This is a genomic window from uncultured Paenalcaligenes sp. (assembly GCF_947630565.1).
Taxonomy (GTDB): domain Bacteria; phylum Pseudomonadota; class Gammaproteobacteria; order Burkholderiales; family Burkholderiaceae_B; genus Paenalcaligenes; species Paenalcaligenes faecalis.
In genome coordinates this window covers 1-23603 of sequence record NZ_CANRIC010000033.1, presented here as the reverse complement: position 1 = coordinate 23603, position 23603 = coordinate 1, and the positions used below count along the sequence as shown (strand labels likewise).

Below are 23603 nucleotides of genomic sequence, written 5' to 3'. Positions count from 1 at the left end.
CTTAATAGATTCCACCCCGCCCCATGTGCTAATGCTATTTCTCGCACAATAGCAAGCCCTAGGCCGGAACCATCACTTTGATTGCCTACGCCACGATAAAAGGCTTCAAAGACTTGGTGATGCTCATTAAAACTAATTCCAATACCATCATCCTCAACACTGAATGTGGGGGGGTTGGCGGTTACCCGTAAACAAATGCTTGTTTCAGCCTGGGCATAGCGCAACGCATTATCTATTAAGTTAGCTAATAACTCATCTAATAGTAAGGGGTCCGCATCAACCCAAACAGCCGAATCTGGAGCAACTAAACCTAACTCTACCTGTTTTGCCTTTGTCGCACCCAACCACTCCGCACCACTGGTACGCGCCCATTCACATAGATCCAAACGCACGAACCGATCCTTAGGGCTGGCGGCTGAATCAGCTCTGGCGAGCACAAGTAATTGCTGACCTAAACGTATCATACGTTCTGTGCTTAACTTAACCCGCTGCACTTGATCTCGCAGATCCTCTGGCAGCTCTTTAGCTAGCATTAGCTCCGACTCAAGTCGTAAAGCACTTAAAGGGGTACGAAGTTGATGTGCGGCATGGGCAATAAATCGTTTTTGAGCTGCAACACTATCATCCAAGCGCGATAATAACTGATTAAAATGATCCACTAATGGACGCAGTTCTGCGGGTAAATCATTAGCAACTAAAGGTTGAAGCTGCTCTGCGTCTTGAGCGGCAATATCTTCGGCAAGCTGTTGTACCTGCTGTAAGCCAGATCGTAATCCAGTAATTAACACCCAACCAAATAAAGCCACCCACAGCAATTGGCTTAGGAGCATCGTCCAAAAAATGTCACGTAGTAACCAGTCTTCTAAATGCATACGACTGGTTAAAATCCACGTCACCCCTAAGTCCAGCACCACGAGTAAGGCAATAGGGGGAAATAGCCTCATCATTAAATGTCGGGCTAGACTCCCTTTTTTAAGCGACTGCTGAATGGAGTGAAGCGCTGTCATGCGGAATCAGTAGGAGTTGATAACTCCAATACATAGCCAAAGCCTCGCACTGTCTGAATAACCACTTGGGTGTGTTCTAAGCGCTTGCGTAAGCGATAAATATATACCTCGACCGCATTATCACTAAAATCGGCGTTTGTCTCAGAGAGTGAGTCGATAATCTGCTGCTTAGTCACGACTTTACCCGCCCTTTGCATTAAGAGTTCAAGCAAAGAAAATTCGCGCACCGATACGCTGAGCCGTTGTGCCTTATAAAGCAATTCACGATGTTGTATATCTAAACGCAAATCACCTAGCTCAAGGGTATTTTGCAACTGACCGTGATGACGACGCACTAAGGCCCTTACTCTGGCAGCTAGCTCGGCTAATTCAAAGGGCTTAGTCACATAATCATCCGCCCCCGCATCTAAGCCTGCGACTCGATCCTCCAGTGCGTCTCGTGCCGTCAGGATGAGCACCGGCACATCATGCCCTTGCTCGCGCAATACACGTAAAGCGGCTAAACCACTCAGCCCAGGTAGATTTAAGTCCAACACCAATAAATCAAATCGCTGTTGCTTAACACACGGCAACAGCTGATCACCTTGGGTAATCAGCTGTGTGTCGTAACCTTGGGTACGTAAAAAGTCGTGTAATGCCGGTCCTAAAACGCGGTCATCTTCAATAATTAATACTCGCATTAGCGTATTTTATACTGAGAGCCACGTTTTAGGGAGTGGTTGTCTCAGCCGTAGCCGAACTGGCCGTCGCATCGGGGCGAGTCACAAAACCTAATCGTGTTAAGCCCGAAGCTTTAGCTCGGCTCATGACCTGTGCTAATACCTCGTAACGCGTTTCTTGATCAGCACGAATGCGAATCTCAGGCTGAGGAGTTTCCAAAGAAAAAGGTTTCAATACTGCCGTCAAATCCTCAAGCTCCACGGGTTCATTATCAAGAAAGAGCAAGCCTTCCGGCGTAACAGCTAAATCTAAGGATTTTTTCTCATTTTCGACGGGTTGTGCAGAAGCCTGTGGTAATTGCACGGAGATAGAGTGCGTAAGCAAGGGGGCCGTAATGAGGAAAATCACCAATAGCACTAACATCACATCAATTAACGGCACCATATTGATTTCTGCATTGGTATGATTTTGGGCCCCACCTCGATCAAAACTTCCAAAGGACATGATGTATTCCTATTTCACACTGTGTAGTTTGCCGTTGCTATCTGCGACCTGTTGCCCAGTTGTCAGGAACGTAAATAAGTCGTGAGCAAAAGCATCCAATTGAGCCAGATACACTCGATTCGTGCGTACAAATGCGTTGTAAGCTAAGACAGCGGGAATGGCTACAGCCAAGCCTAAACCAGTCATAATCAACGCTTCTCCCACTGGCCCAGCGATACTATTTAAAGCTACCTCGCTGGATAACCCAATATTAATTAAAGCGTGATAGACACCCCAAACCGTACCAAATAACCCCACAAAGGGCGCAGTGGACCCCACAGAGGCTAATAAGGTCAGGCCATTTTCTAAACGAGCCGTCTCTTCATCAATCACTTTGCGCATAATACGCGTCACAAAAGACTCCGTAGACCCTTTTTCCTCTAACCGTAATGCACCGTATTTTGCATGGTGTCCTTTAGCATGAATCGCGTGACTCGCTAAATGGGCAAATGGTTCGTTTGCACCATGTGTCGCAATCTCATTTTCTACCTGCTCTAATGAGCTTGCCGCCCAAAACTCACGTAAAAAATGCTGTGAACGCCGTTTTAATCGGTATGAGGTAATACTTTTTACAATAATCAAATACCAACTAGCGACTGACATGATCATCAATACAGCAAATAGCCCCTTACCCACCCAATCACTCTGAGCAATAAAGTGCAACATACCACCCTCCTGAGCCTCAGCCTGAGTTAATGCAATAGGAGAGGTAGATAATGCCGATGCAGCTTGGGACACAGCCTGTGCGGCCTGCTGTACGGGTTCTTGTAAGTCGTTGCTGATACTGCTTGCTTGTGCTGCAGTTAGCACCACTAGCTCTAATAGCTCCTGCATCATGCCTGAGTCCTATAAAACAAAGTCAAAAGGAATATCGGCCATTGCTCTAAAAGCAACGCCATTTTCGGTATAAGGCTTAAACCTTACACCTCGTACCGCAGCAAGGGCCGCTTGATCTAATCGATCATGACCTGATGAGGTTTTCACCCATACATCAGCAACGGTACCCTGCGTAGAAATCAATACCCGCACAATCACCTTACCTTGTTCATTACGGCGCTGTGCTGCACGCGGATAATTAGGACGTGGAGGCGCTCCCAAGTAATTCACTTGATTAACCACTCTAGGCTGACTGGGGTCTACTGCACGGGCTTGCTGCCCCCCTGTTGGCTGCTCTGTATTGCTCACAACCGGTGCTGTAGCGGGTTTAGTTTCCTCGCCAACAACCGCTTCTGGTTTAGGTTCTGCCCGAGGCTTAGGCTTGGGCTCCGGTTTGGGCTCCGGTTTGGGCTCCGGTTTTGGCTTTGGGCGAGGCTTGGGCGCAGGCTCTACTTTAGGTGGCTCTACGACGGGCTCAGGAATCTCAGCCTCCTCAACAATCGGTTCAGGTTCAGGTTCAGGCTCGGGTTCGGGTTCGATTTCCGGTTCCGGCTCAGATTCTATCTCAGGCTCTTCTGCAATGGTTTCCTCAGTCACTTGCTCTGAGACCTCCTCTGCCACCACATTTTCCTCAAGCTCATTCAAATCGAACAAACTCACACCAATGATTTCTTCTTGGGCTGGCTCACCTGCCATTTTAGGTTGGGCACTATGCATTAAAAATGCAAATACCCCTGCATGCAGACCAATAGCTGTAGTGAGACCCACCGTTTTTAACCAAAAACGGGAGCGCTCCAACTGATTACGAGACGGGTGTGGCATAACAGCGCCTACAAATAAACAATAACAAAGCTTACCAATCGGGCAGCTTAACTAAAGCGCTATCTTAACAGTAATGAGAATAGTTATCAATACCATTTATATAACGTATACAGATATACCTATAAACTCGCTTTTTATTGTTATAACGAAGAAAAATGGCTAAGGCCAGATTAAAGATATAAGCTTAGGGAGGAGGAGAAACGACAGATCGAAAGGATCAGAAGAAAAAGGCAAAAAAAAAGAACTAAGCAATATGCATTAGTTCTATTTTTATCAGACATAAATGGTGGGTGTTGACGGGATCGAACCGCCGACCTACGCCTTGTAAGGGCGCCGCTCTACCAGCTGAGCTAAACACCCATTTGGTGTCTGTTTGTCTTAGCAAAAATAAAAGGACTTATCTTGATTAAGTCCTTATTGTACAACAAGGATAATGGTGGGTGTTGACGGGATCGAACCGCCGACCTACGCCTTGTAAGGGCGCCGCTCTACCAGCTGAGCTAAACACCCATTTGGCCTTGCTGTACGCAGTCTTTGCTGCGACGACAAAAATAATTATAGGGCCGCTTTGAAATAAATGCAAGTAGTTTATGAATTTATTTTTACAGCCCTACTTTTCAATTTAGTTTACGGCGTCACGTAAGGCTTTACCGGGACGGAACTTAGGCACGATGGCTTCTTTGATCTCGATAGTTTCACCAGTACGAGGGTTACGACCAGTGCGAGCGGCACGCTCAGACACAGCAAATGTACCAAAACCAACCAAAGTTACGGAGTCTTTGTCTTTGAGTGTGGTGGTAACCGCATCGATGAAAGCGTCTAAAGCACGACCTGCGTCTGCTTTGGATAGATCTGCTTTGTTAGAAATGAAGTCGATTAGCTCGGTTTTATTCATTTAAGAATTACCCCTGAATAATATGTGACAGTGCTATCGGATAGATAGACTGCGTTTGAGAAAAAGTAGTGACGGCAATCCGCTGACAAAAGCCAAAATGCGTACATAACAATGCCGTATTAAGCCTAGTTTTAGTCCTTCTGTCAAGGCGCATCTACGCTGAAAGCCGCATCAATACTGTGTTTTTAACATTTAACCGGCAGAATGTGAACACCTAGAGATATAAATAAGCACAAGGAGCCCTAAAAATATTTTTTTACATTGGGTAAGCAGCTAAGGCTTGTTTAAAGTCAGCTAGCAAATCTTGCGTCTCCTCTATGCCAACGGAGATACGCAATAAACCATCGGCAATGCCCATTAAGGCTCGCTGCTTGGCTCCCATTTCGTAGTAAATCGTATGCGCTACCGGCAAAACAAGGCTGCGATTATCACCCAAATGCGTAGAAAGTGCCAAGACATTTAATCGATTTAAAAAATCAAATACATCAATAGATGGGTGTAGCTCTACCGCTAACAGGCCACCATATAAGCCCTGAAAATAATCGGTAGCGCGTTGATGCTGGGGGTGAGAAGCCAGTCCTGGGTAATGAACAGCTACAACTTGGGGTTGCTGCACTAAAAATTGAGCGAGGCTTAGCGCATTGCTGCAAATTTGGCGCATACGTAGGGGTAATGTTTCTGCACCTACGGCTAAACGGTGCGCCGCATCCGAGCTCATGGCTGCCCCCATGTCGCGTAACCCTTTTTTCTTAATTTGAGCCATTCCCCAAGCTTGGCTATTGCCCACTCGGTATGCATCAAAAATATGAGGATAACTTTCCCAATCAAACAAGCCCGTATCCGTTACCATCCCTCCTAAGGCATGGCCATGACCACCAATGGATTTAGATAGAGAGTTAGCTACTAAGCCTGCCTTAAACAGCTTTGCTGGTGCTAAATAGGGCCCGCTCAGTGTGTTATCGATCACATACAACAGCTGCTCATCACCACACCATTCACCTATACCTGCTAAATCGGCCAATTGTGTGCCTGGATTCGCAATGGTTTCCACAAATACCATCCGCGTGGTGCTTTTTTTTGCGGCTTTGACCTGCTCAACATCCGTTGCATCAACTAAAGACACCTCGACTCCAAATTGCTGCAACGTACCCAAAACACTGTTCGTGTTACCAAATATATACTTGCTGCAAATTAAATGGTCGCCCTGACGCAATAGAGTAAAAAAGATAGCGCTGATGGCTGCCATCCCGGAGGCAAAACTGACACTGGCAACACCTTGCTCCATCTGCGTCACTTTTTGCTCTAGGGCTGCCGTAGTCGGCGTACCCTGACGCGCATAACTAAAGCCTGATTTGCCCTGAAAAACAGCGGCTAGTTCTCTAGCGTCTTTAAACGCATACTCAGATGAAGGATGGAGCGGTTGATGCACAGCACCATGCTCTGTTCCCCTACGTCTATCCGCATGAACAACATCTGTAGTGAATCCATTTTTACTCATAGCCAAATCCAAAAAGGCCGCATAAAGCGGCCTAATAATCACAAATAATAAACCTGATGTTTTATTATGCGGTGAGAAACCCGCGTTCTAAAACATAAGCTTAGATAATTTAGCTATATCTACTGACTATTAGTAGGTATTTGACGTTGACGCAAGGTTTCATATAAGCATACAGCACTGGCAACACTCACGTTTAAGCTCTCTACCGAGCCCAACATGGGGATACTAACTAACTCATCACAGGTCTCACGAGTTAAGCGTCGCATGCCCTCGCCCTCGGCCCCCATCACCCATGCCATACCACGCTTACCATCGACTTGATGCATAGACTCGGTCGCCTGATCGTCTGTACCCACTAACCACACGTCTCTGTCACGCAATTGGCGCATAGTACGCGCTAAATTAGTTACCGTAATATAAGGCAAGGTCTCTGCTGCCCCACATGCAACACGACGCACCGTCGGGTTCAACCCCACTGCACGATCTTTAGGTGCTATCACCGCATGGGCTCCGGCAGCATCTGCAGTACGTAAACACGCCCCCAGATTATGAGGGTCCGTCACACTATCTAAAATCAGCAACAACGGTTTAATTCCTTGATCCTCAAGCGCATCGAGTAAATCATCTACATCCATGGCCAACTCAACCTCTGTTGCCATCGCAATTAAACCCTGATGACGCACACCTTTGGCCATATTGTCTAAGCGTGCTTTATCAGCAAAAATAATACGTAAGCCAGCTTGCTCAGCCTGAGAAATAAAGTTTTGCATACGCTTGTCACGACGTGCTTGCTCAACGTAGAGCTCTTTGATGGATTCGGCTGCGTGACGAATGCGGGCTTGTACCGCATGAAAGCCCGCCAGCATTTGCAATGACATAAAACTATCCTATAAATCTATAAATAAAAAATAATTAACGACGTGGGCGCTTGGCTTTACGCGTTGCTGCTTTTTCTGTCGCCGCGGCTTTACGGGCAGCCTTACGTGCGGCGGCACGACGCTCACTGGCAGTCCCTTTAAGCTCTTTGGGCTTAGGGGGCGCCGCCTTTTTTTGTGAGCGCCCTGTTCGCTCTGGATTGGGGGAAGTCGTCAGCTTTTTATAGCCATTACCTTCCATCAATCGAAAATCTATTTTTCTTGTCTCTAAGTTAACCCGAGCTACCTGCACCTGAACGGCATCCGTTAATTTATAACGCATACCCGTACGTTCACCACGTAAATCATGGCTGGCCTCGTTATAGACAAAATAATCCGAACCCAGTTCAGATACATGCACCATACCCTCTACATAGAGCGTATCAAGCGTAATAAAGATACCAAAGGCGGCAACACCCGTGATTTTACCGCTAAATACCTCTCCGACGTGATCTTTCATGAAATAACATTTCAACCACGCCTGCACATCATAAGAAGCCTCATCGGCACGACGCTCTCGTGCAGACAGCATAACCCCTAGACGCTCCCAAATAGAAAACTCTTTCTGATTACGCGTTAACAGCTCATCGCCCTCTTCATCCCCAATCTCGGGAACATATCGTTGGCCTTTTAAAATGGACTTAATCACGCGATGTGTTAATAAGTCGGGATAACGTCGTATCGGTGAGGTAAAATGGGTATACAAACTATAAGACAAGCCAAAATGCCCACCGTTTTCAGGGCTGTATATGGCTTGCTGCATGGATCGCAAACACATGGTTTGAATGACCTCAAAATCAGTACGACCCCGTACTGCATCAATCAATCGCGCATAGTCTGCTGTAGTCGGCTCATCACCGCCTTCCAGATACAACCCTAGAGTACGTAGGTACTCTCGGAACGTTTGTAACTTTTCTACTGTCGGCCCTTCGTGGACACGATAGAGTCCAAATCGCTTATTACGCGCAATGAAGTCCGCCGCACAAGTATTGGCCGCCAACATAAACTCTTCGATTAATTTATGAGCATCATTACGAACTAAAGGTTCTATACGTTCTATACGTCCAAGCTCGTTACAAACGATCTTGGTCTCTACGGTGTCAAAATCAATGGCCCCACGCTCTTTGCGCTGAGCCAAAAACATCGTAAATAACTCATAGCTGCTTTGAATTTGGGCATATATAGCACCCAAGGACTTAGCAGCAGGCCCCTGAGGTTGCTGTAGGGCCTCCCAGATTTGCGTGTAAGTGGTCCGAGCATGGGAGTGAATAACAGCCGGATAAAACTGATAGGCCGTAATCTTGCCTGCTCTGGCGCCCTCAGCGGGAATCACCATGTCACAGACTAGCGTTAATCGATCCTCGCCTGGATTTAGTGAACAAATGCCATTAGACAAAGCCTCCGGCAGCATCGGAATGACACGTCGCGGAAAATACACGCTTGTGCCGCGTTCAATCGCGTCTTGATCTATCGCGTCTCCTGGACGCACATAGGCACTCACATCGGCAATAGCAACTAATAAACGCCACCCTTTACGGTAGGTTTTGCCTCGACCCACGTTGATTTCTTCGACATAGACGGCATCATCAAAGTCACGAGCGTCCTCACCATCAATCGTAATAAATGGCAAATCACGTAAATCCACACGTCCTTTATAGTCCATCGCGCGTAATGCGGGAGGGATTTTTGCAGCCTGGGCCAGTGTTGCCTCGGAAAAATCCACTGGCACATCAAACTTGCGTACTGCAATTTCAATCTCCATTCCTGGATCATCGATCTCGCCCAATACCTCTATGACTTTTCCTTGAGGCTGCAAATGACGAGCGGGTTGTCGAGTGATCTCAACAGTGACCACCTGGCCATCGACTGCTCCGGCAATATCCGCTGGTGCAATAAAAATATCATGTTTAATTCGTTGATCTTCAGGAGCAACAGTATAAATACCCTGTTCTTTATGTAATCGTCCGACTAGGCGATTCGTTGGACGCTCTAGTACCTCGACAATAACGGCTTCGGGTTTACCGCGATACTCACCATCTGGGCGAACTACTACGCGATCACCATGCAAAACGCGCATCATTTCTCGGGGTGATAGAAATAAATCCGGGCGCTGACCATCATCACGAATCAAAAATCCAAACCCATCCCGATGGCCCTGAACCCGACCAGATACAAATGGGTTTTTACTATTCAACACCACACACTGATTTGCATCGATCGTTACTTGGCCATCTCGTCGCATCGCCGCCAGACGTCGTTCTGCACCCACTGACAATGGCACCGCAATACCTAACTGTTGCGCCAGTGTCTCTATGGAGAGAGGCTCGGAGCTATTTCGTAGACACGTTAAAATTTCTTCACGACTTGGGACATAGGGATCAAAGTCAGGGGGTAAATCATAACGGTCCACACCTTCGTCCGCGTCATGGTTAGGAGTAGTTGGTTTTTTAGTCAAAGAGGACTTCCATTTTCAAAATACTGTATTTATAATTTTTCACCCTAATTTTTGCGCGTTATGCACTCAAAAACAAGGTCAAAGAACTAAATTTATCACTTCTTATAGCCATAGCATACAACGATATGCTTTGATGACGGAATGGGTAACCGTTGCCTTAGGCCCCTGTTACCTCTCCGATGGGCTGTATGCGATTAGCCTCTTGTTTCGCTTAACAATCAATCAACGCCCTCTGGCATTTCCTTTGCCTAATCGCTTGCCACTATTGGCAGACAAGGATCGAGAAGAGCCAACCACCGCATTTTTAGCTGGTCGTCCCCCTGCCCCACCCATCAACTGCTCAAAATAATTGGGTTTAGTTTTTTTCTTCATGGGCTTATTGTCTTGATCCATTTCGATTTCCTATCAATATTGGTCGCCACAGTAAACGACTGAGGCACTCTGACAGCATACGTGAGATCAGTACATAATGCCCGCTTTAAACTGATTTAGGCCTTTATCATCTGCACATATCACCTAATCCGGCATCCTCTATCAGCCCTAACTCTACCCCTCTTCATTTGATAACAATCAAAAACAATAATTTACGCAAGCATATCTATTAACCCTTCGTTATTAAGCAGGTATTATTAGGGGGGAGACTTATGTTCTCTAGTCACTTTTAGATAAAAATAAAATAATTCTCATAACAACGATTTAAAAAGTGAGATTAGGCCCTAGACCTAAAAAATAGGTCTAAATTATAGTCACTGTTTGTCACTTTCTTTAAAGCTTTAAAATCTTTTTACAATTCTTGTCCGTTAGCGAGGCAACAGCAAGAGCCAAATCATGGCGTTTATGTCTGTATTACGGCATGTCGCTCGCCATTCATGCCCCTCAATGCTAGAATCTACTGCTGTTGATTTTCATGTCAGCCCTCCTCTAATTCCATATGTTGCACTTTGGTCCTGCGTGTTTTATTAGACTCGGTCCACACAACAGTTTGCGATTCGCAAAACTCTCGTTTATGATGCCCTAGGCTGTCGTTATGACTAGCTAATTGACGCCGTTATTAAAGGCCGTCGCGCCTAAATTGACGAGCTTTTCTCCCCCTCTAGGGGGTAAAGAAAAAAATGCCAGCTATTTACACGCTAACATTTATGGGCTTGCCCCAAACCACAAGTTAGGCGTATTATTCTAACCAGCAACACAAAATGTTGTGGTTTGACCCGCCCCACCACTTTTTTACATTTGCCTAAAAAACAACAAAAAAGTGGTCATTGCGATAAATTTCCTTCGGTAAAAACCATCACATAACTGGCAAAGCCCCATGTCTGCAATGCTTCACAGATCAGGAGCTGATTTCGGAAATAATCAACCCCTTTTGATGCCGCTTTATGGGCTTGTCTTGTTGTACTAGAATAGCTTTTGCTTTAATTTTAGCCCCCCTAATTTCTGATATTTAATGATGTTCTGCCATGATACGACTTACTCCTCAATGCCATATTTCATGCCCCAATAGCATGTATGGCTTAGGTGCTAGCTCAGTCTGTTTAGCTGCAAGACACCAAAGCCATTGCCGCCCACAGGCTCTACCAGCAATATCATTAAATAACACTTAATATACAAACACCCACTACTGTACAAAATTACAGTATACCGCGTATGATTGGATTTAATTCATCCACATACCAAAACACAATCCCGACCCCATACATATCAAAGGGCCACCCACCCCCTTGGACGCAACTGCTGCCCGTCATAGCCATCATGCTATAGATTGAGCATTTACTCCGCGCCCACCAAATCAATCAAGGATTAGGAGTTTATGATCTATAAAAGTCAAATAGAAACCCCTACCGATTCCTACGTAGCTAGGTATCCGTGGGCTACTGAAATGGCCATTGGCCAACAAGACATCTATTGGACCGCCGAAGAGTTAGGTGTAGAAGAAGACGAGCAAGACTTTAAAATAAACCTAAACAAGGCAGAAAGCCACGGTGTTATTACGGCTCAGTCCATCCTCACTCAATACGAACTCATGTTAGGCGGAGAAAACTTATGGGGTGGCAAAATCCCAAAAATGTTTCCTCGCCCAGAAATTGCTCGTATGTGTGCCAAATTCACTGACGTAGAGCTTCACGTACACGCCCCTTTTTACGATATAGGAAACGTCGTAATGGGGAATTCTACGGACGAGTTCTACACGCAATGGAAACGTGACTCGATCTTGGCTGAGCGTATTGCCTTTATTGATGGCTATGCCGCTAGCGACTGCCCCCTTGAGGTCACAGCCGCACTCGCACTCCTTGAGGGCGTGGTGCTTTACTCTGCTTTTGGCTTTTTCAAAGGTTTCAATAGTCGTGGCTTTAACTTAATTCCCCACTTTGTCTCTGGCATTGATGCTTCAGCTAAAGATGAGAATTTCCACTCTATTGCCTCTAGCTTTTTACACAAAGAATGCAAACACGAACGCCAAGCTCTAGGTCATCATACCGAAGAGCAAGATAAGGCATTACGCGAAGTCATCTGGAAAATGGCAGAGCAGCTGTACCTGCACGAAAGCCGTATTATTGACTTAATGTTTGAAATCCCAGGTAATCGCGTCACCACTAAAGACGAACTACTCGAATTTGTACGTGATCGTGTCAATATCGTTTTAGAACGATTAGAAATGCCTAAGATGTTCGATCAAGAGCCAGGACTTATTTCCGGTTGGTTCTATGATCAATTAAATACCGTCAAAGTCCCTGATTTTTTTGCTGGCACACAAATTCAGTACCGTCGAAACTGGGATCGCTATAAGCTTACATTTAGAAAAGAGGTCGAAAATGTCCTTTAGACAATCCGGAATCAGTGAAGATAAGGTTCAAATGTTTGAGCAGCTCAGTGCGGAGCGTAAGCACCTGCAAGACATTGGCCATCTACCTGACTGGTACATTACCCAAGGCTGGCAACTCTTTAAAGAAAAATACCAATATAAAGATGAGCCTGGTCTATTAGGACGCCACCGTACTATTGCTAAAACACTTGCGCAATACATGGTCGGAGAAGAAGAAAAATGGGAAGAACTCTTTTTCAATGAGCTCTGGAATGGGATTCTGTCACCCGCTACACCGGCTCTATCCAATACCGGCACAGACCGTGGCATGAATGTTTCATGCTCTGGGCAGTTTATTGGCGATAGCGTCGTGTCTTTTTACGACAGCCTGAAAGAAATGGCACTGTTATCCAAAAATGGATTTGGTACTAGCGCAGACTTTAGCTCCATTCGTCCACGTGGCGCCCCCATCACGGCAGGGGGCGAGGCCAGTGGCCCGGTGCCAGTCATGGAGGATTTTTTTACATGTGCCTCTAAAATCAGCCAAGGCGGTAATCGCCGCGGTGCGGTAGCTGGCTATTTAGACATTGAACACTCCGACTGGGACGAAGCCGTTGACATGCTCATGCGTGATCCTGACGGTAAAAATTTTGGCTGGATTGTGCGTGATAGCTTTGTGGACGCCTTAAAAAAGGGTGATGCCGATGCTCAACGCAAATTTACTCGCGCTCTATACGTTAAGTTAGTCACAGGTAAGGGATACTTTTTCTTTATTGACAAGGCCAATCGCCAACGCCCACAAATGTACAAAGATCTTGGCTTAGATATTAAAGCCACAAATCTATGTACAGAAATTATGCTGCACAGCTCAGAAGAATACACCTACTCATGTATTTTAGCCTCTATGAATCTGGCGAACTGGGACAAAATCAAAGAATCAGACTCTGTTTTTATTGCAACTGTGTTCCTAGACTGCCTATGTGAAGACTTTATACGCAATAGCGAAGGCGTACCTGGTTTAGAAAAAGTCCGAGACTTCACTATCAAAGGTCGTGCTATCGGATTAGGTGCAATGGGCTTCCATACTTACTTGCAATCCAAAGGTATTCCTTATAGTGGTCTTGAGGCACAGTTCTTATCCAATGAAATGGCCAAGCATATCTCAGAGGAATCCTTACGCGCATCAAAATGGCTAGCCGAAAAATTCGGTGAGCCCGAGTGGTGTAAAGGTTATGGCGTACGTAACACACACCGTACTGCCTATGCCCCAACCAAATCCACTGCCCTACTTATGGGTGGCGTAAGCGAATCCTGGTCACCAGATCCAGGCATGGTGTTTGACATGGCTTCGGCTGTAGGCGAGCTACGTCGTATCCCTCCTGTCTTCTATGAGAAAATGAAGGAAAAAGGGGTATATAACGAAAGTACCATTCGCGATATCATTAATCATATTGGTAGCGTGCAGCACGTAGACTGGCTTAATGACGAAGAAAAGCAAGTCTTTATGAATGCCTACGAAGTAGAGCAGAAAATCATTCTACGTCATGCCTCTCAACGTCAAAAGTACACATGCCAAGGGCAATCGTTAAACTTTTTCGTTGCTGAAGAAGGCTCTGAAGATCAAATTGCTGAACTCATTACCATGGCGTTTTTAGATGAAAATGTCTTAAGCCAATACTACTTCTACTCAAAAAGTGGCGTAGTCGTGCCAGATGAATGTTTGTCTTGCTCAGCCTAGCTCCTAATTCGTGTCAAAAAACCCATATCCTTATCGATATGGGTTTTTTTATGCCTACTATATAAATACCATCACAGCTTAATTCATCTATATATGCGTCATAATCCAGTATGATGATTTCATATTTTCTCTAGACTAACTACGAGCTTTCGTTTATGCCTACCACTGATCGTCGTCCCATCTCTACACGCAGTGCTCGTTGGGCACAACACAGCGCACATTGGCTCGCACAAAAAAACATCACGCCAAACACGATCTCTGTTTTCAGCATGGTGTTTGCGTTATTAAGCGCTTTAGCATTTGCCTTTGCCTTTTACTTTTCTTCCGCTCTCATCACTCGATTATTTTTAGTGTTAGCGGCATTAGGTATACAAGGCCGATTATTGTGTAATTTATTTGATGGTATGGTCGCCATAGAAGGCAAACAACACAGCCCCATCGGAGCAATATATAACGATCTGCCTGACCGCATCTCTGATAGCTTACTTTTTTTAGGAGTAGGCTATGGGCTATTGTTATTTAGTACAGCAGCAACACTTGCCTGGGCCGTCTCTGTGGTTGCACTATTAACCGCCTATGTTCGATTACTTGGTGGCTCATGCGGTTTACCGCAACGTTTTATAGGCCCATTCGCTAAACAACAACGAATGGCTATCCTAACTCTGGCAGCCCTTATTGCTGCTTTTCTACCTATAGAAAAAGCACAATTAGTTTTATTTATAACCCTTTGGATTCTGTTGTTTGGCTCTCTTTTCACCGTTTTCTTACGTTTACGCCTAGTAGCTCGTGACCTAAACAACACAAAGGAAGACACCTAGTATGTTTAATGCGCTGGCTTCTTCGCTCTTGGTTTTTCTTTGTCGACTTTTAACAGGCGTACGAGCTCGTTGGCTTAGTCCCGCTCATACAGGACAAGCTCGAATTTACTATGCCAATCACAGTAGCCATCTAGATAGCCTTGTCGTTTGGTCTAGTATCCCCGCTCATTTACGTGGTGAAATTCACCCCGTTGCCGCTGCCGACTATTGGGCTAAAACAACATTACGACGCTATATAGCCCAACACATTTTTAAAGCCGTCCTTATTCACCGAGAAACCGCTAACTCCTCAGAAGACTCCTCCACGATTTCACGTAGCAATCCTCTTGATCAGTTACAGCCCATCCTAGATCAGCAACATGCACTTATTCTATTTCCTGAAGGCACACGTAATTGTGGTGAAAAAATCCAAAACTTTAAAAGTGGTCTTTGGCATTTAGCCAAAAAAAATCCACATGTAGAGCTAGTCCCTGTCTATTTAGAAAATCTAAATCGTGTATTACCTAAAGGGTCGCGTCTTGTTGTCCCCATTATTTGCTCTGCTACGTTTGGGCCTCCTTTACATTTTGATCCAACTGAAACTCGCTTGGCCTTTTTAGAGCGAACTAAAAAAGCACTAGAGGAGCTAGCTTCATGACGCACATGGACCAACAACTTTTTTATCTATTAAGTGGTTTATTTAGCTTTCTGGCCTTTGCCTCTGTCATTGGGTGGGTTTTACAAAAAACAAAAGGACCTACCCCAGTCATACTGAATTTAAATGCACGCATTCGCGCCTGGTGGTTGATGTGTATTATCTCAGTGCTTGCGATTAGCATGGGATTGATAGGCTCCGTTTTTCTCTTTGGCATCATGTCATTTCTAGCATTACGTGAATGCATTACATTAAGCCCAACTCGACGAGGTGACCATGAAACCCTATTTTGGTGCTTTTTTGTCATTCTTCCCATTCAATATCTTCTAGTCGGTATTGAATGGTATGGCTTGTTTTCTATCTTTATTCCAGTATATGCCTTTCTGTTTATCCCCACTCGCATGGCTTTAGCAGGGGATACACAACATTTTTTACAACGAGCTGCTAAAATTCAGTGGAGCACCATGATTGCGATTTATTGCATCAGTCATGCTCCTGCACTTTTAATTCTTTCTATAGATGGTTACGAAGACCAGAACATCAAACTGCTTTTATTTTTAATGATCGTAGTACAAATGTCAGATGTGCTGCAGTACCTATTTGGCAAATTATTTGGCAAGCGCCCTCTTGTACCCAAAGTCAGTCCTAATAAAACCCTTGAAGGCCTAGTCGGTGGTGTATGCACTGCGAGTGTGCTTGGCTCCTTGTTGTGGTGGCTCACTCCTTTTGCCCCCTGGCAAGCCTTTTTAATTGCATTGGTTATTAATCTAGTTGGATTCGCCGGTGGTTTATGTCTGTCTGCCGTGAAACGTGACCGAGGCATCAAAGACTTTGGTGCCTTTATCGAAGGTCATGGCGGCATGCTAGACAGGGCCGACTCGCTCTGTTTTGCAGCCCCAGTGTTCTTTCATATAGTCAGGTATTTTTACACCTAATCCTGCTCTGCTATCTCTAATACCTATACTCACTGAACCTATATCGTGTTTTCTTTTTTTGAACGACGCATTGCCCCCTACCCAGACACCCCTATCAAAACACCACCCACGGGCTTTTTTTCATTTATGTGGGCCTGTACCGCAGGGATGCGCGGTTGGATCGGCTTATTAACCATTACCTCGGCAGCCTTAGCCGGTTACGAGGCCATGCTTTTTGCCATCATGAGTCAGGTGGTTGACTGGCTATCTGCGGTGTCACCCACTGATTTCTGGCAATCCCAACGAGGCACGATTATAGGATTAAGTGCTATTTTATTAAGTAGTGTTGCTTTACTTGCCCTGCATACCGTGGTGATGCATCAGGTCTTAGCCATCAATTTCCCCATGCGCTTACGTTGGCTATTTCATCGTCTGATGCTAGGGCAAAGCATGTCGTTTTACGCAGATGAGTTTGCTGGACGCATCACCACTAAAATTATGCAAACGGCTTTAGCCGTACGTGAAGTCATTTTTATGTTGGTCGATGTTTTAGTGGGTGTCAGCATCTACTTAATCGGGATTTTGATTTTAGCGGGTACATTCGAGCTACGATTAATGCTGCCTTTTTTAGTTTGGGTATGCGCTTACGCAAGCGCATGTTGGTATTTTGTGCCTCGCTTAGGCAAGATAGGCAAAAAACAAGCTGATGCTCGATCCATGATGACCGGCCGTATTACAGATGCTTACACCAATATTGCTACTGTAAAACTGTTTGCTCATACACGTAGAGAAGCTGACTACGCTCGTCATGCTATGGATCAATTTAAATTGACGGGTTATGCACAAATGCGTTTAGTCAGTTTATTTGAAACAACCAATCACATCATGATTACCTGCCTACTCATTAGCTCTACAGGCACAGCACTCTACCTATGGACTCAAAACCAAGCAAGCGCAGGAGTCGTGGCTGCCATCATTGCCATGGCTTTACGACTCTCTGGCTACTCACATTGGGTGATGTGGCAGATGACCGGACTATTTGAGAATATTGGGACCATTCAAGATGGCATTAATACACTAAGTAAACCCAGAACCACATTAGATACGCCTTCCGCTACGACTTTACAGGTAACCAAAGGTGAAATCCACTTTCATAACGTGGACTTTGGCTATAAGGACAATGGAAAAAAAGTAATTAACCAACTCAACCTGCATATTAACGCAGGTGAAAGAATTGGTTTAATTGGGCGCTCGGGAGCGGGCAAATCAACCTTAGTTAATTTACTTTTACGCTTTCATGACCCACAAAGTGGGGAGATCTATATTGATGGGCAAAATATCGCTGATGTCACGCAAGACAGTTTACGCAGCGCCATTGGTATGGTGACTCAAGATACGTCTCTATTACACCGCTCTATGAGAGACAACATTTTGTATGGGCGACCAGATGCCACAGAAGAACAAATGCGTGTCGCGGCCCAACGTGCAGAAGCCACGGATTTTATTGATGGCCTACATGATATGTATGGTAATACTGGCTATGACGCACAAGTCGGAGAGAGAGGGGTTAAGCTTTCCGGTGGGCAGCGTCAGCGTGTTGCCATTGCACGTGTTATGTTGAAAGATGCGCCTATTTTACTTTTAGACGAAGCCACCAGTGCTTTAGACTCAGAGGTAGAGGTAGCTATACAAAACAGCTTAGATAACCTAATGGAAGGGAAAACCGTTATCGCTATTGCACACCGTTTATCAACAATTGCTGCAATGGATCGGTTAATTGTCTTAGATAAAGGACAAATAGTGGAGGAAGGCTCTCATGAGCAGCTGTTGCAACTAGGTGGTATTTATGCCCGTTTATGGGCACATCAAAGTGGTGGTTTTTTAGGTGAGCCGCTGCACGGCCCTCTGTAATCTCAAATAAAAAGCGTGTTAGCTAAACAAACTAACACGCTTTTTATCTTAAATGCTGCGCATACGCTCTATTGTAAAGGAGTCACATGCCAACATAATTTCATGACCAGACATAACAGCCTGCTCAAGATTTTCTGCACTAAATTGCAGGCTTTCTAACATATCAGCAATTTGATCATCCGATGTGAGCTGCGCGTATTCGCCAAATAGGTCATAGCTTTGGGGGCTCCAGCAAAACGCGAATTCAGCATTAGGGCTGATTAAGCCAATCTCACCGTCGTCTCCGGCATGCGCTATGGCTTTTTCTAGACTTCCCGTACCAAATACAGCCTGTGTTCTAAAGCGAACCCCGAATCGATGTAAAAACCAATCATCAATGATACGATGTGCTGCCTCGGGAATATTTTTTGGCTTACGATCAGCAGGGGCATAAATAGTAATTTTATCCTCGGCTAGAGGGCGAGAAAAACCACGATATACAGGTAACCCACCTGTTAATTGTTCCCACTCATCCCCTTTCAACCAGGCTCCCTTGCTGCGATCTATTGTTATTTCAGTTTTCATTTTTTCATTTTCCGCAATAAGTCTGACACAAAAATACATCAGTTCTTTCTATCTTATAACAGATAAATGACACAAATAAGATGAAAATAATGACTTATCAGGGATTTTAATCTAGCCAGTTTAGCTCTCGTAAATGCCATGTCTCGGTACTGCGATCAAACTCCACCCTGGCATCATAGGTCTTAGGGTGCGTGCCACCTGTTCTTAACGTTGCATCAACGGTTGCCTGAATTGCAAACTGACACTCACCGATTGCTTTGGAGGATGCCTTAGGTAAAAAGGGAAATTGAACGAGTTTCATATCCGTCATTGTTAATTCGATATCGTCTTTGGATTTATTATATGCTTTGACCACATCGGTACAAATGGTGGCTATTCGTTTTTCCTCGCGCTCAAGGGCAGAATGTGATTTTTTATAAACAAACTCATTCCAAAAAGCTAAACCCATCATTAGGCTTGCTCCAACAACGATATAATATAGACCTTTACGTTTGGTTGGCGCATAGTCGGTAGAACGGTCATCTTTAAAATACCAACCGCCACCCTTTATCATTAACCAAATAGAAACCAATGCAATTGCAATCACAAGCCACAACATAATTTAGATCCAAAAATAGCAAAATATGGCTTATTGTAATGCTTTTCACCCCTTATGACGCGCATTAACTGTGTACCCGTAGAAGAACTCAGCCGACAACATTTAGTGGCTGAATACCGAGAGCTTCCTCGTGTTTTCTCTTTAGCACGCAAAGCCGCCCAACGAGGCTTTCAGGCCAGTGATGGCCCCAAAGACTACGTATTAGGTCAAGGACATGTATTATTTTTTTATACCAGACTAAAGTATCTGGCATTACGCCAACAACAATTAGTACAAGAAATGCTACGACGCGGCTATCAGCCTAACTTTACGGGATCTTTGTTTGAGGAACACGCTGATATTTCTGCCTATATGTGGAATGACTGGCAACCCTCTGAGAATGCCTTATTACTAAATCGACAGCGAATTGCAGAGCGATCTAGCTAATCAATAGCTAACAAATGACGTTTGCTGCTAACTTTTGCCCATTTTTCATGGTCTGCCAATGGGGCTTTAGCTCGACGTATACGCGTCCATGCCGGATCTTGAGATAAACGTGCATTTATTTCAATAAATGCCACCTGATCCTCTGGGATCTCGGTGGCGTTGACAATGGCACCGACTGGGCATTCTGCTACGCAGATAGAACAGTCGATGCACTCATCAGGATGGATCACCATGAAGTTAGGTCCTTCAAAAAAGCAGTCCATTGGACATACCGTAACGCAATCGGTGTATTTACATTGAATACAAGATTCGGTAACAACAAAGGGCATAACGACTCTGATCCTTAAAAACTACGTAAACGGCGTATATAAAATACACCCCATAACAAACCTATTATTGCGGCAGACAAGGAGGCCGTTAACACACCTAGTTTAGCTGCACCTAATAAGGCTTCATCATTAAAGGCCAACGTGCCAATAAAGATTGACATCGTAAAGCCTATCCCTGCGAGCAGCCCAATCAGTAACACACCTGACCAGCTAACGCCTTCGGGTAACTGACAAACACGCAATGCCACCGCTAAACGACATGCCACAAAAATACCCAATGGCTTACCTATGACCAACGCACATATTACACCGAGCATGACTGTCTGTGCGCCCCCGGTAGAAACATCAATCCCCTGAAAGCTAACACCCGCATTTGCTAATGCGAATATCGGCATCACTAGAAAAGAAACCCAGGGATGTAGCTGCATTTGAACACGCGCTACTGGCGGCAACATTTCTCGCTGTGCATGACGTATGTTGTCGATTGACTGTAAAAGCACCACCTCATCGGCATCAGGGCTCTCGCTTTGCTGACGAATAAGATGCATGTTTTTCTCTACTTGAGCCAACGGATCCTCAAGTAAAGGACGTGCGTAAACGGGAGTCATTAAGCCTAAGATCACGCCCGCTAAGGTAGGGTGAGCTCCGGTTTTTAATACCCCAAACCAAAGTACCGCACCAGGTATAACGTAAGCATATGCAGAAGCTATACCTAATCGCTGCCAGGTGATGACCAAAACTATGCCTAATAATACATACCAAAAACCACTGTAATCCAAACCACCAGAATAGAAAAAAGCAATGATTAAGACAGCGACAATATCATCAATAATGGCAACAGCAAGCAATAAAATACGTACATTAGAGGGAATAGATTTACCCAATAACGCCAGCACACCTACAGCAAATGCAATATCAGTTGCTGTGGGTACAGCCCAACCCGAACTCAGTGTTGGATCCATATTTAATGCAACATAAATGAGTGCTGGTATAGCCACACCACCTGCAGCGGCGGCAAGAGGCAAAGAGGCCTGACGAAAATCCGATAATGCGCCCTGATGTATTTCTCGGCGAATTTCCATGCCCACAACCAAAAAGAACACGGTCATTAAGGCATCATTAACCCAAAAATGTAAGCTATCCGACATGGAGAAATCGCCCAGTTGAAAGCCTATCGTTTGGTTCCAAAAATCATGATAGCCCTGAGAATAGGAGGAGTTGGCCCAAATTAGCGCAACCACAGCAGCTAAAATAAGCACAACGCCACCAAAGGCTTCGATGTGAACTAAACGGGAGACTTGATCCGATACGGATTGACTAATGCGATGGCCCAAAGGAAGCGTATTGGGGGAGGTATGGTTTTTCATAATACGTTAAAAACAAAATGCATAGGCGGCCCGACCTACGCGTTACCTATTTATCTAACCCCATGCTAGACAAATACCCAAGCAAAGCGTAACGTAATTTGACTTGTGATGCAAATCGCAAACCATAGACTCCATTTTTTATCCTGAAAAAAATGACTACTGCATCTGCTTCAATTATCGAATTTAATCCCTGCTTAAGCTGCGGAGCGTGCTGCGCTCATTATCGAGTGTCTTTTTATAGTGGCGAACTCTCTGGAGAAACTCACGGCTGTGTACCCGTAGAGCTCACGACCCAAATAGGACCGCTACGGGCCTGTATGAAAGGTACCGAAAAAGGGGATGGAAGATGCATTGCCCTTAGAGGTGAATTAGGTTTGGACGGTATACACTGTGCTATTTACGCAAGTCGCCCTAGTCCATGCAGAGATTTTTTTGTTTATGATATGCATGGTCAACCCAACCCTGAATGCCAAAAATTAAGAGCTAAATTGGGAATTAGCCTACTGCCTGAACAACCTGAGCCACCCGAAGAATCTACTATGGATCGAGCCGCATAAATGCATTATTAGCCCAGATTAAGCCGTTGCCTTCTATGTTCAAACAAACAGACGGCAGCGGCGGCAGCGACATTTAGGGACTCTACGGTACTGACTTGAGGAATAAATATTCGCTGTTCAGCCGCGGCCAATAGCGGCGTCGCAACCCCTTGCCCCTCATTGCCAAAGACCCATGCGGCCTCCGTCGCTAATTGAACCTGATAAAGAGAATTAGCTTGCTCTAAGGCCGTCGCATATAAAGGGATTTTTAACCGTGCTAGAAAATGATCAATGGAAACATTTTCGTGAATACGTATAACAAAGTGGGCGCCTTGGGCGCTGCGTAACACCTTTTGCGACCACGCCCACGCGCAGCCTGGCGACAAATAAGCGTGCTCTATGCCTGCGGCAGCCATAGTACGTAATAAAGTACCTACATTGCCCGGATCTTGTATACGATCCAAATAAAGACAGCTCTGAGTAATGTGCTCATCCGCTCTGTATGTAGGAGCGCTCACAACTAGGCCAACACCTTGCCCTTGCTCTACCTGAGATAACTGACGCATCAAGGCCGTAGGTAGTTGTAAACAAATGGACGGATCAATCCGAGCTAAAAAATTAGCTAACGTAACGTCTGTTGCACGCTGCTCATCAAACACCGCATATTCAATTTGATAGCCCTCATCTAACCATGCATGAGCCAAATTTAAGCCCTCAAGCCATATCCATGGCGGGGAGCCTATTTTTTTCCCTTGAGCCACCCGCAAAATCTGTTTAAACGTGGGGTTATCTTTAGAGCTAATATGCTTCATGGTGTTGTCATCAATCGTTTTCTGACCGGGGCAAAGCTGCGACGATGCTCTGGGCAAGGCCCATGCTCCTCAAGTAGAGCCATATGCTGTTTTGTCCCATAACCTTTATGTTGATCAAAAGCATACTGCGGATACTGTTCATGCATGATTAAACAAGCGGCATCACGCGCTGTTTTCGCTAAAATAGAGGCGGCTGAGATGGCAGGAACTTGGTCATCCCCTTTGATAACAGCTCGTGCTGGTGCGCTCAAATCCTGAGGTACTCGATTACCATCAATTAAGATAAAATCAGGCCGTAAAGGTAGTTGTTGACAGGCTCGTTGCATCGCTAACATAGTGGCTTGCAGTATATTTAACTGATCAATTTCTTCAGTGCTAGCGCTGGCAATACACCACGCTAAGGCATCTTGCTTGATACGTTCAGCCAACCCATCACGCCGCTTTGCACTCAATTTTTTAGAGTCAGCTAACTCTATAATCGGTTTA

24 protein-coding genes and 2 tRNA genes are annotated in these 23603 nt (G+C 45.2%); 8 read left to right on the top strand and 18 right to left on the bottom strand.

Annotation, left to right across the window (positions count from 1 at the left end; translation table 11 throughout):
* The 12 genes from Q0Z62_RS07395 to Q0Z62_RS07340 all read right to left on the bottom strand — a co-directional run.
* Positions 1-1007: HAMP domain-containing sensor histidine kinase (locus tag Q0Z62_RS07395; protein WP_298052864.1), on the bottom strand; the 1007-nt coding region annotated here is incomplete at its 3' end.
* Positions 1004-1687 (bottom strand): response regulator transcription factor, encoded by a 684-nt coding sequence (locus Q0Z62_RS07390; RefSeq protein WP_298052859.1) that lies wholly within the window; start codon positions 1685-1687, stop codon positions 1004-1006. The genes Q0Z62_RS07390 and Q0Z62_RS07395, both read right to left, overlap by 4 nt.
* Before the next feature lie 28 nt (positions 1688-1715).
* Positions 1716-2171, bottom strand: a complete 456-nt coding sequence (locus Q0Z62_RS07385) for a biopolymer transporter ExbD (RefSeq protein ID WP_298052857.1) — start codon at positions 2169-2171, stop codon at positions 1716-1718.
* Positions 2172-2180: 9 nt separating this feature from the next.
* Positions 2181-3047, bottom strand: a complete 867-nt coding sequence (locus tag Q0Z62_RS07380; RefSeq protein WP_269901984.1) for a MotA/TolQ/ExbB proton channel family protein — start codon at positions 3045-3047, stop codon at positions 2181-2183.
* Positions 3048-3056: 9 nt separating this feature from the next.
* A complete protein-coding gene (locus Q0Z62_RS07375; protein WP_298052854.1) occupies positions 3057-3908 on the bottom strand; it encodes an energy transducer TonB in 852 nt (283 codons plus the stop codon).
* Between the two features lie 284 nt (positions 3909-4192).
* Positions 4193-4268: transfer RNA gene (locus tag Q0Z62_RS07370), tRNA-Val, on the bottom strand.
* A gap of 74 nt (positions 4269-4342) precedes the next feature.
* Positions 4343-4418, bottom strand: a tRNA-Val gene (locus Q0Z62_RS07365).
* 112 nt (positions 4419-4530) lie between these two features.
* Positions 4531-4803, bottom strand: coding sequence for an HU family DNA-binding protein (locus tag Q0Z62_RS07360; protein WP_269901982.1), 273 nt, complete (start codon positions 4801-4803; stop codon positions 4531-4533).
* 256 nt (positions 4804-5059) lie between these two features.
* Positions 5060-6301 (bottom strand): cystathionine gamma-synthase family protein, encoded by a 1242-nt coding sequence (locus Q0Z62_RS07355; RefSeq protein ID WP_298052851.1) that lies wholly within the window; start codon positions 6299-6301, stop codon positions 5060-5062.
* A 119-nt stretch (positions 6302-6420) separates the two neighbouring features.
* Positions 6421-7179, bottom strand: a complete 759-nt coding sequence (rlmB, locus tag Q0Z62_RS07350; RefSeq protein ID WP_298052848.1) for a 23S rRNA (guanosine(2251)-2'-O)-methyltransferase RlmB — start codon at positions 7177-7179, stop codon at positions 6421-6423.
* A 34-nt stretch (positions 7180-7213) separates the two neighbouring features.
* Complete coding sequence (gene rnr / locus Q0Z62_RS07345; RefSeq protein ID WP_298052845.1) at positions 7214-9670, bottom strand: ribonuclease R; 2457 nt, start codon at positions 9668-9670, stop codon at positions 7214-7216.
* A gap of 222 nt (positions 9671-9892) precedes the next feature.
* Positions 9893-10063, bottom strand: a complete 171-nt coding sequence (locus Q0Z62_RS07340) for a hypothetical protein (protein ID WP_298052843.1) — start codon at positions 10061-10063, stop codon at positions 9893-9895.
* A 1414-nt stretch (positions 10064-11477) separates the two neighbouring features.
* On the opposite strand from Q0Z62_RS07340, the gene Q0Z62_RS07335 reads away from it, so the two are divergent.
* The 6 genes from Q0Z62_RS07335 to Q0Z62_RS07310 all read left to right on the top strand — a co-directional run bounded on the left by Q0Z62_RS07335 (position 11478) and on the right by Q0Z62_RS07310 (position 18485).
* Positions 11478-12491 (top strand): ribonucleotide-diphosphate reductase subunit beta, encoded by a 1014-nt coding sequence (locus Q0Z62_RS07335; RefSeq protein ID WP_269901967.1) that lies wholly within the window; start codon positions 11478-11480, stop codon positions 12489-12491.
* Positions 12481-14208, top strand: a complete 1728-nt coding sequence (locus Q0Z62_RS07330) for a ribonucleotide reductase N-terminal alpha domain-containing protein (protein WP_298052840.1) — start codon at positions 12481-12483, stop codon at positions 14206-14208. Before Q0Z62_RS07335 ends, Q0Z62_RS07330 begins: the two co-directional genes overlap by 11 nt.
* Before the next feature lie 155 nt (positions 14209-14363).
* Positions 14364-15026, top strand: coding sequence for a CDP-alcohol phosphatidyltransferase family protein (locus Q0Z62_RS07325; protein WP_298052837.1), 663 nt, complete (start codon positions 14364-14366; stop codon positions 15024-15026).
* A gap of 1 nt (position 15027) precedes the next feature.
* A complete protein-coding gene (locus tag Q0Z62_RS07320; protein ID WP_298052835.1) occupies positions 15028-15663 on the top strand; it encodes a 1-acyl-sn-glycerol-3-phosphate acyltransferase in 636 nt (211 codons plus the stop codon).
* Positions 15660-16595, top strand: a complete 936-nt coding sequence (locus tag Q0Z62_RS07315; protein WP_298052832.1) for a phosphatidate cytidylyltransferase — start codon at positions 15660-15662, stop codon at positions 16593-16595. Before Q0Z62_RS07320 ends, Q0Z62_RS07315 begins: the two co-directional genes overlap by 4 nt.
* Positions 16596-16640: 45 nt before the next feature.
* Positions 16641-18485, top strand: a complete 1845-nt coding sequence (locus Q0Z62_RS07310) for an ABC transporter ATP-binding protein (protein WP_298052829.1) — start codon at positions 16641-16643, stop codon at positions 18483-18485.
* A 48-nt stretch (positions 18486-18533) separates the two neighbouring features.
* Here Q0Z62_RS07310 and Q0Z62_RS07305 read toward each other — a convergent pair whose 3' ends face one another.
* Together Q0Z62_RS07305 and Q0Z62_RS07300 are read right to left on the bottom strand one after the other, a co-directional pair.
* The gene (locus tag Q0Z62_RS07305) at positions 18534-19049 is read right to left on the bottom strand and encodes a hypothetical protein (protein ID WP_298052826.1); all 516 of its coding nucleotides are present in this window, start codon (positions 19047-19049) and stop codon (positions 18534-18536) included.
* A gap of 106 nt (positions 19050-19155) precedes the next feature.
* Entirely contained in the window at positions 19156-19647 is a 492-nt protein-coding gene (locus Q0Z62_RS07300) for a hypothetical protein (RefSeq protein ID WP_298052824.1), read from the bottom strand.
* Between the two features lie 54 nt (positions 19648-19701).
* Here Q0Z62_RS07300 and Q0Z62_RS07295 point away from each other — a divergent pair, with 54 nt between their 5' ends.
* Positions 19702-20073: a pyrimidine dimer DNA glycosylase/endonuclease V gene (locus tag Q0Z62_RS07295; RefSeq protein WP_298052821.1), complete on the top strand. Its 372-nt coding sequence runs from the start codon at positions 19702-19704 to the stop codon at positions 20071-20073.
* Here Q0Z62_RS07295 and fdxA read toward each other — a convergent pair.
* Positions 20070-20402, bottom strand: coding sequence for a ferredoxin FdxA (gene fdxA, locus Q0Z62_RS07290; RefSeq protein ID WP_298052819.1), 333 nt, complete (start codon positions 20400-20402; stop codon positions 20070-20072). The two genes, Q0Z62_RS07295 and fdxA, sit on opposite strands and share 4 nt — an antisense overlap.
* Before the next feature lie 14 nt (positions 20403-20416).
* Complete coding sequence (nhaA, locus tag Q0Z62_RS07285) at positions 20417-21769, bottom strand: Na+/H+ antiporter NhaA (protein ID WP_298052816.1); 1353 nt, start codon at positions 21767-21769, stop codon at positions 20417-20419.
* 152 nt (positions 21770-21921) lie between these two features.
* On the opposite strand from nhaA, the gene Q0Z62_RS07280 reads away from it, so the two are divergent.
* Positions 21922-22326, top strand: a complete 405-nt coding sequence (locus Q0Z62_RS07280; RefSeq protein ID WP_298052813.1) for a YkgJ family cysteine cluster protein — start codon at positions 21922-21924, stop codon at positions 22324-22326.
* Positions 22327-22334: 8 nt separating this feature from the next.
* Here Q0Z62_RS07280 and Q0Z62_RS07275 read toward each other — a convergent pair whose 3' ends face one another.
* Positions 22335-23174 carry a TrmH family RNA methyltransferase gene (locus Q0Z62_RS07275; RefSeq protein WP_367180551.1) on the bottom strand — a complete coding sequence of 280 codons (840 nt, stop codon included), beginning with the start codon at positions 23172-23174 and terminating at the stop codon, positions 22335-22337.
* Positions 23114-23603, bottom strand: a 490-nt coding sequence (locus Q0Z62_RS07270) for a ribonuclease HII (RefSeq protein WP_298052811.1), incomplete at its 5' end; no start/stop codon positions are given. The genes Q0Z62_RS07275 and Q0Z62_RS07270, both read right to left, overlap by 61 nt.

What these genes read in the sequence shown, in the direction of transcription:
- Q0Z62_RS07390 (WP_298052859.1), bottom strand. Translation starts at nt 1,687, where the DNA reads ATGCGAGTATTAATTATTGAAGATGACCGCGTTTTAGGACCGGCATTA.
- Q0Z62_RS07375 (WP_298052854.1), bottom strand. Translation starts at nt 3,908, where the DNA reads ATGCCACACCCGTCTCGTAATCAGTTGGAGCGCTCCCGTTTTTGGTTA.
- Q0Z62_RS07360 (WP_269901982.1), bottom strand. Translation starts at nt 4,803, where the DNA reads ATGAATAAAACCGAGCTAATCGACTTCATTTCTAACAAAGCAGATCTA.
- Q0Z62_RS07340 (WP_298052843.1), bottom strand. Translation starts at nt 10,063, where the DNA reads ATGGATCAAGACAATAAGCCCATGAAGAAAAAAACTAAACCCAATTAT.
- fdxA (WP_298052819.1), bottom strand. Translation starts at nt 20,402, where the DNA reads ATGCCCTTTGTTGTTACCGAATCTTGTATTCAATGTAAATACACCGAT.
- Q0Z62_RS07325 (WP_298052837.1), top strand. Translation starts at nt 14,364, where the DNA reads ATGCCTACCACTGATCGTCGTCCCATCTCTACACGCAGTGCTCGTTGG.
- Q0Z62_RS07385 (WP_298052857.1), bottom strand. Translation starts at nt 2,171, where the DNA reads ATGTCCTTTGGAAGTTTTGATCGAGGTGGGGCCCAAAATCATACCAAT.
- Q0Z62_RS07380 (WP_269901984.1), bottom strand. Translation starts at nt 3,047, where the DNA reads ATGATGCAGGAGCTATTAGAGCTAGTGGTGCTAACTGCAGCACAAGCA.
- rlmB (WP_298052848.1), bottom strand. Translation starts at nt 7,179, where the DNA reads ATGTCATTGCAAATGCTGGCGGGCTTTCATGCGGTACAAGCCCGCATT.
- Q0Z62_RS07300 (WP_298052824.1), bottom strand. Translation starts at nt 19,647, where the DNA reads ATGTTGTGGCTTGTGATTGCAATTGCATTGGTTTCTATTTGGTTAATG.
- Q0Z62_RS07335 (WP_269901967.1), top strand. Translation starts at nt 11,478, where the DNA reads ATGATCTATAAAAGTCAAATAGAAACCCCTACCGATTCCTACGTAGCT.
- Q0Z62_RS07315 (WP_298052832.1), top strand. Translation starts at nt 15,660, where the DNA reads ATGACGCACATGGACCAACAACTTTTTTATCTATTAAGTGGTTTATTT.
- Q0Z62_RS07320 (WP_298052835.1), top strand. Translation starts at nt 15,028, where the DNA reads ATGTTTAATGCGCTGGCTTCTTCGCTCTTGGTTTTTCTTTGTCGACTT.
- nhaA (WP_298052816.1), bottom strand. Translation starts at nt 21,769, where the DNA reads ATGAAAAACCATACCTCCCCCAATACGCTTCCTTTGGGCCATCGCATT.
- Q0Z62_RS07280 (WP_298052813.1), top strand. Translation starts at nt 21,922, where the DNA reads ATGACTACTGCATCTGCTTCAATTATCGAATTTAATCCCTGCTTAAGC.
- Q0Z62_RS07355 (WP_298052851.1), bottom strand. Translation starts at nt 6,301, where the DNA reads ATGAGTAAAAATGGATTCACTACAGATGTTGTTCATGCGGATAGACGT.
- Q0Z62_RS07330 (WP_298052840.1), top strand. Translation starts at nt 12,481, where the DNA reads ATGTCCTTTAGACAATCCGGAATCAGTGAAGATAAGGTTCAAATGTTT.
- Q0Z62_RS07305 (WP_298052826.1), bottom strand. Translation starts at nt 19,049, where the DNA reads ATGAAAACTGAAATAACAATAGATCGCAGCAAGGGAGCCTGGTTGAAA.
- Q0Z62_RS07295 (WP_298052821.1), top strand. Translation starts at nt 19,702, where the DNA reads ATGACGCGCATTAACTGTGTACCCGTAGAAGAACTCAGCCGACAACAT.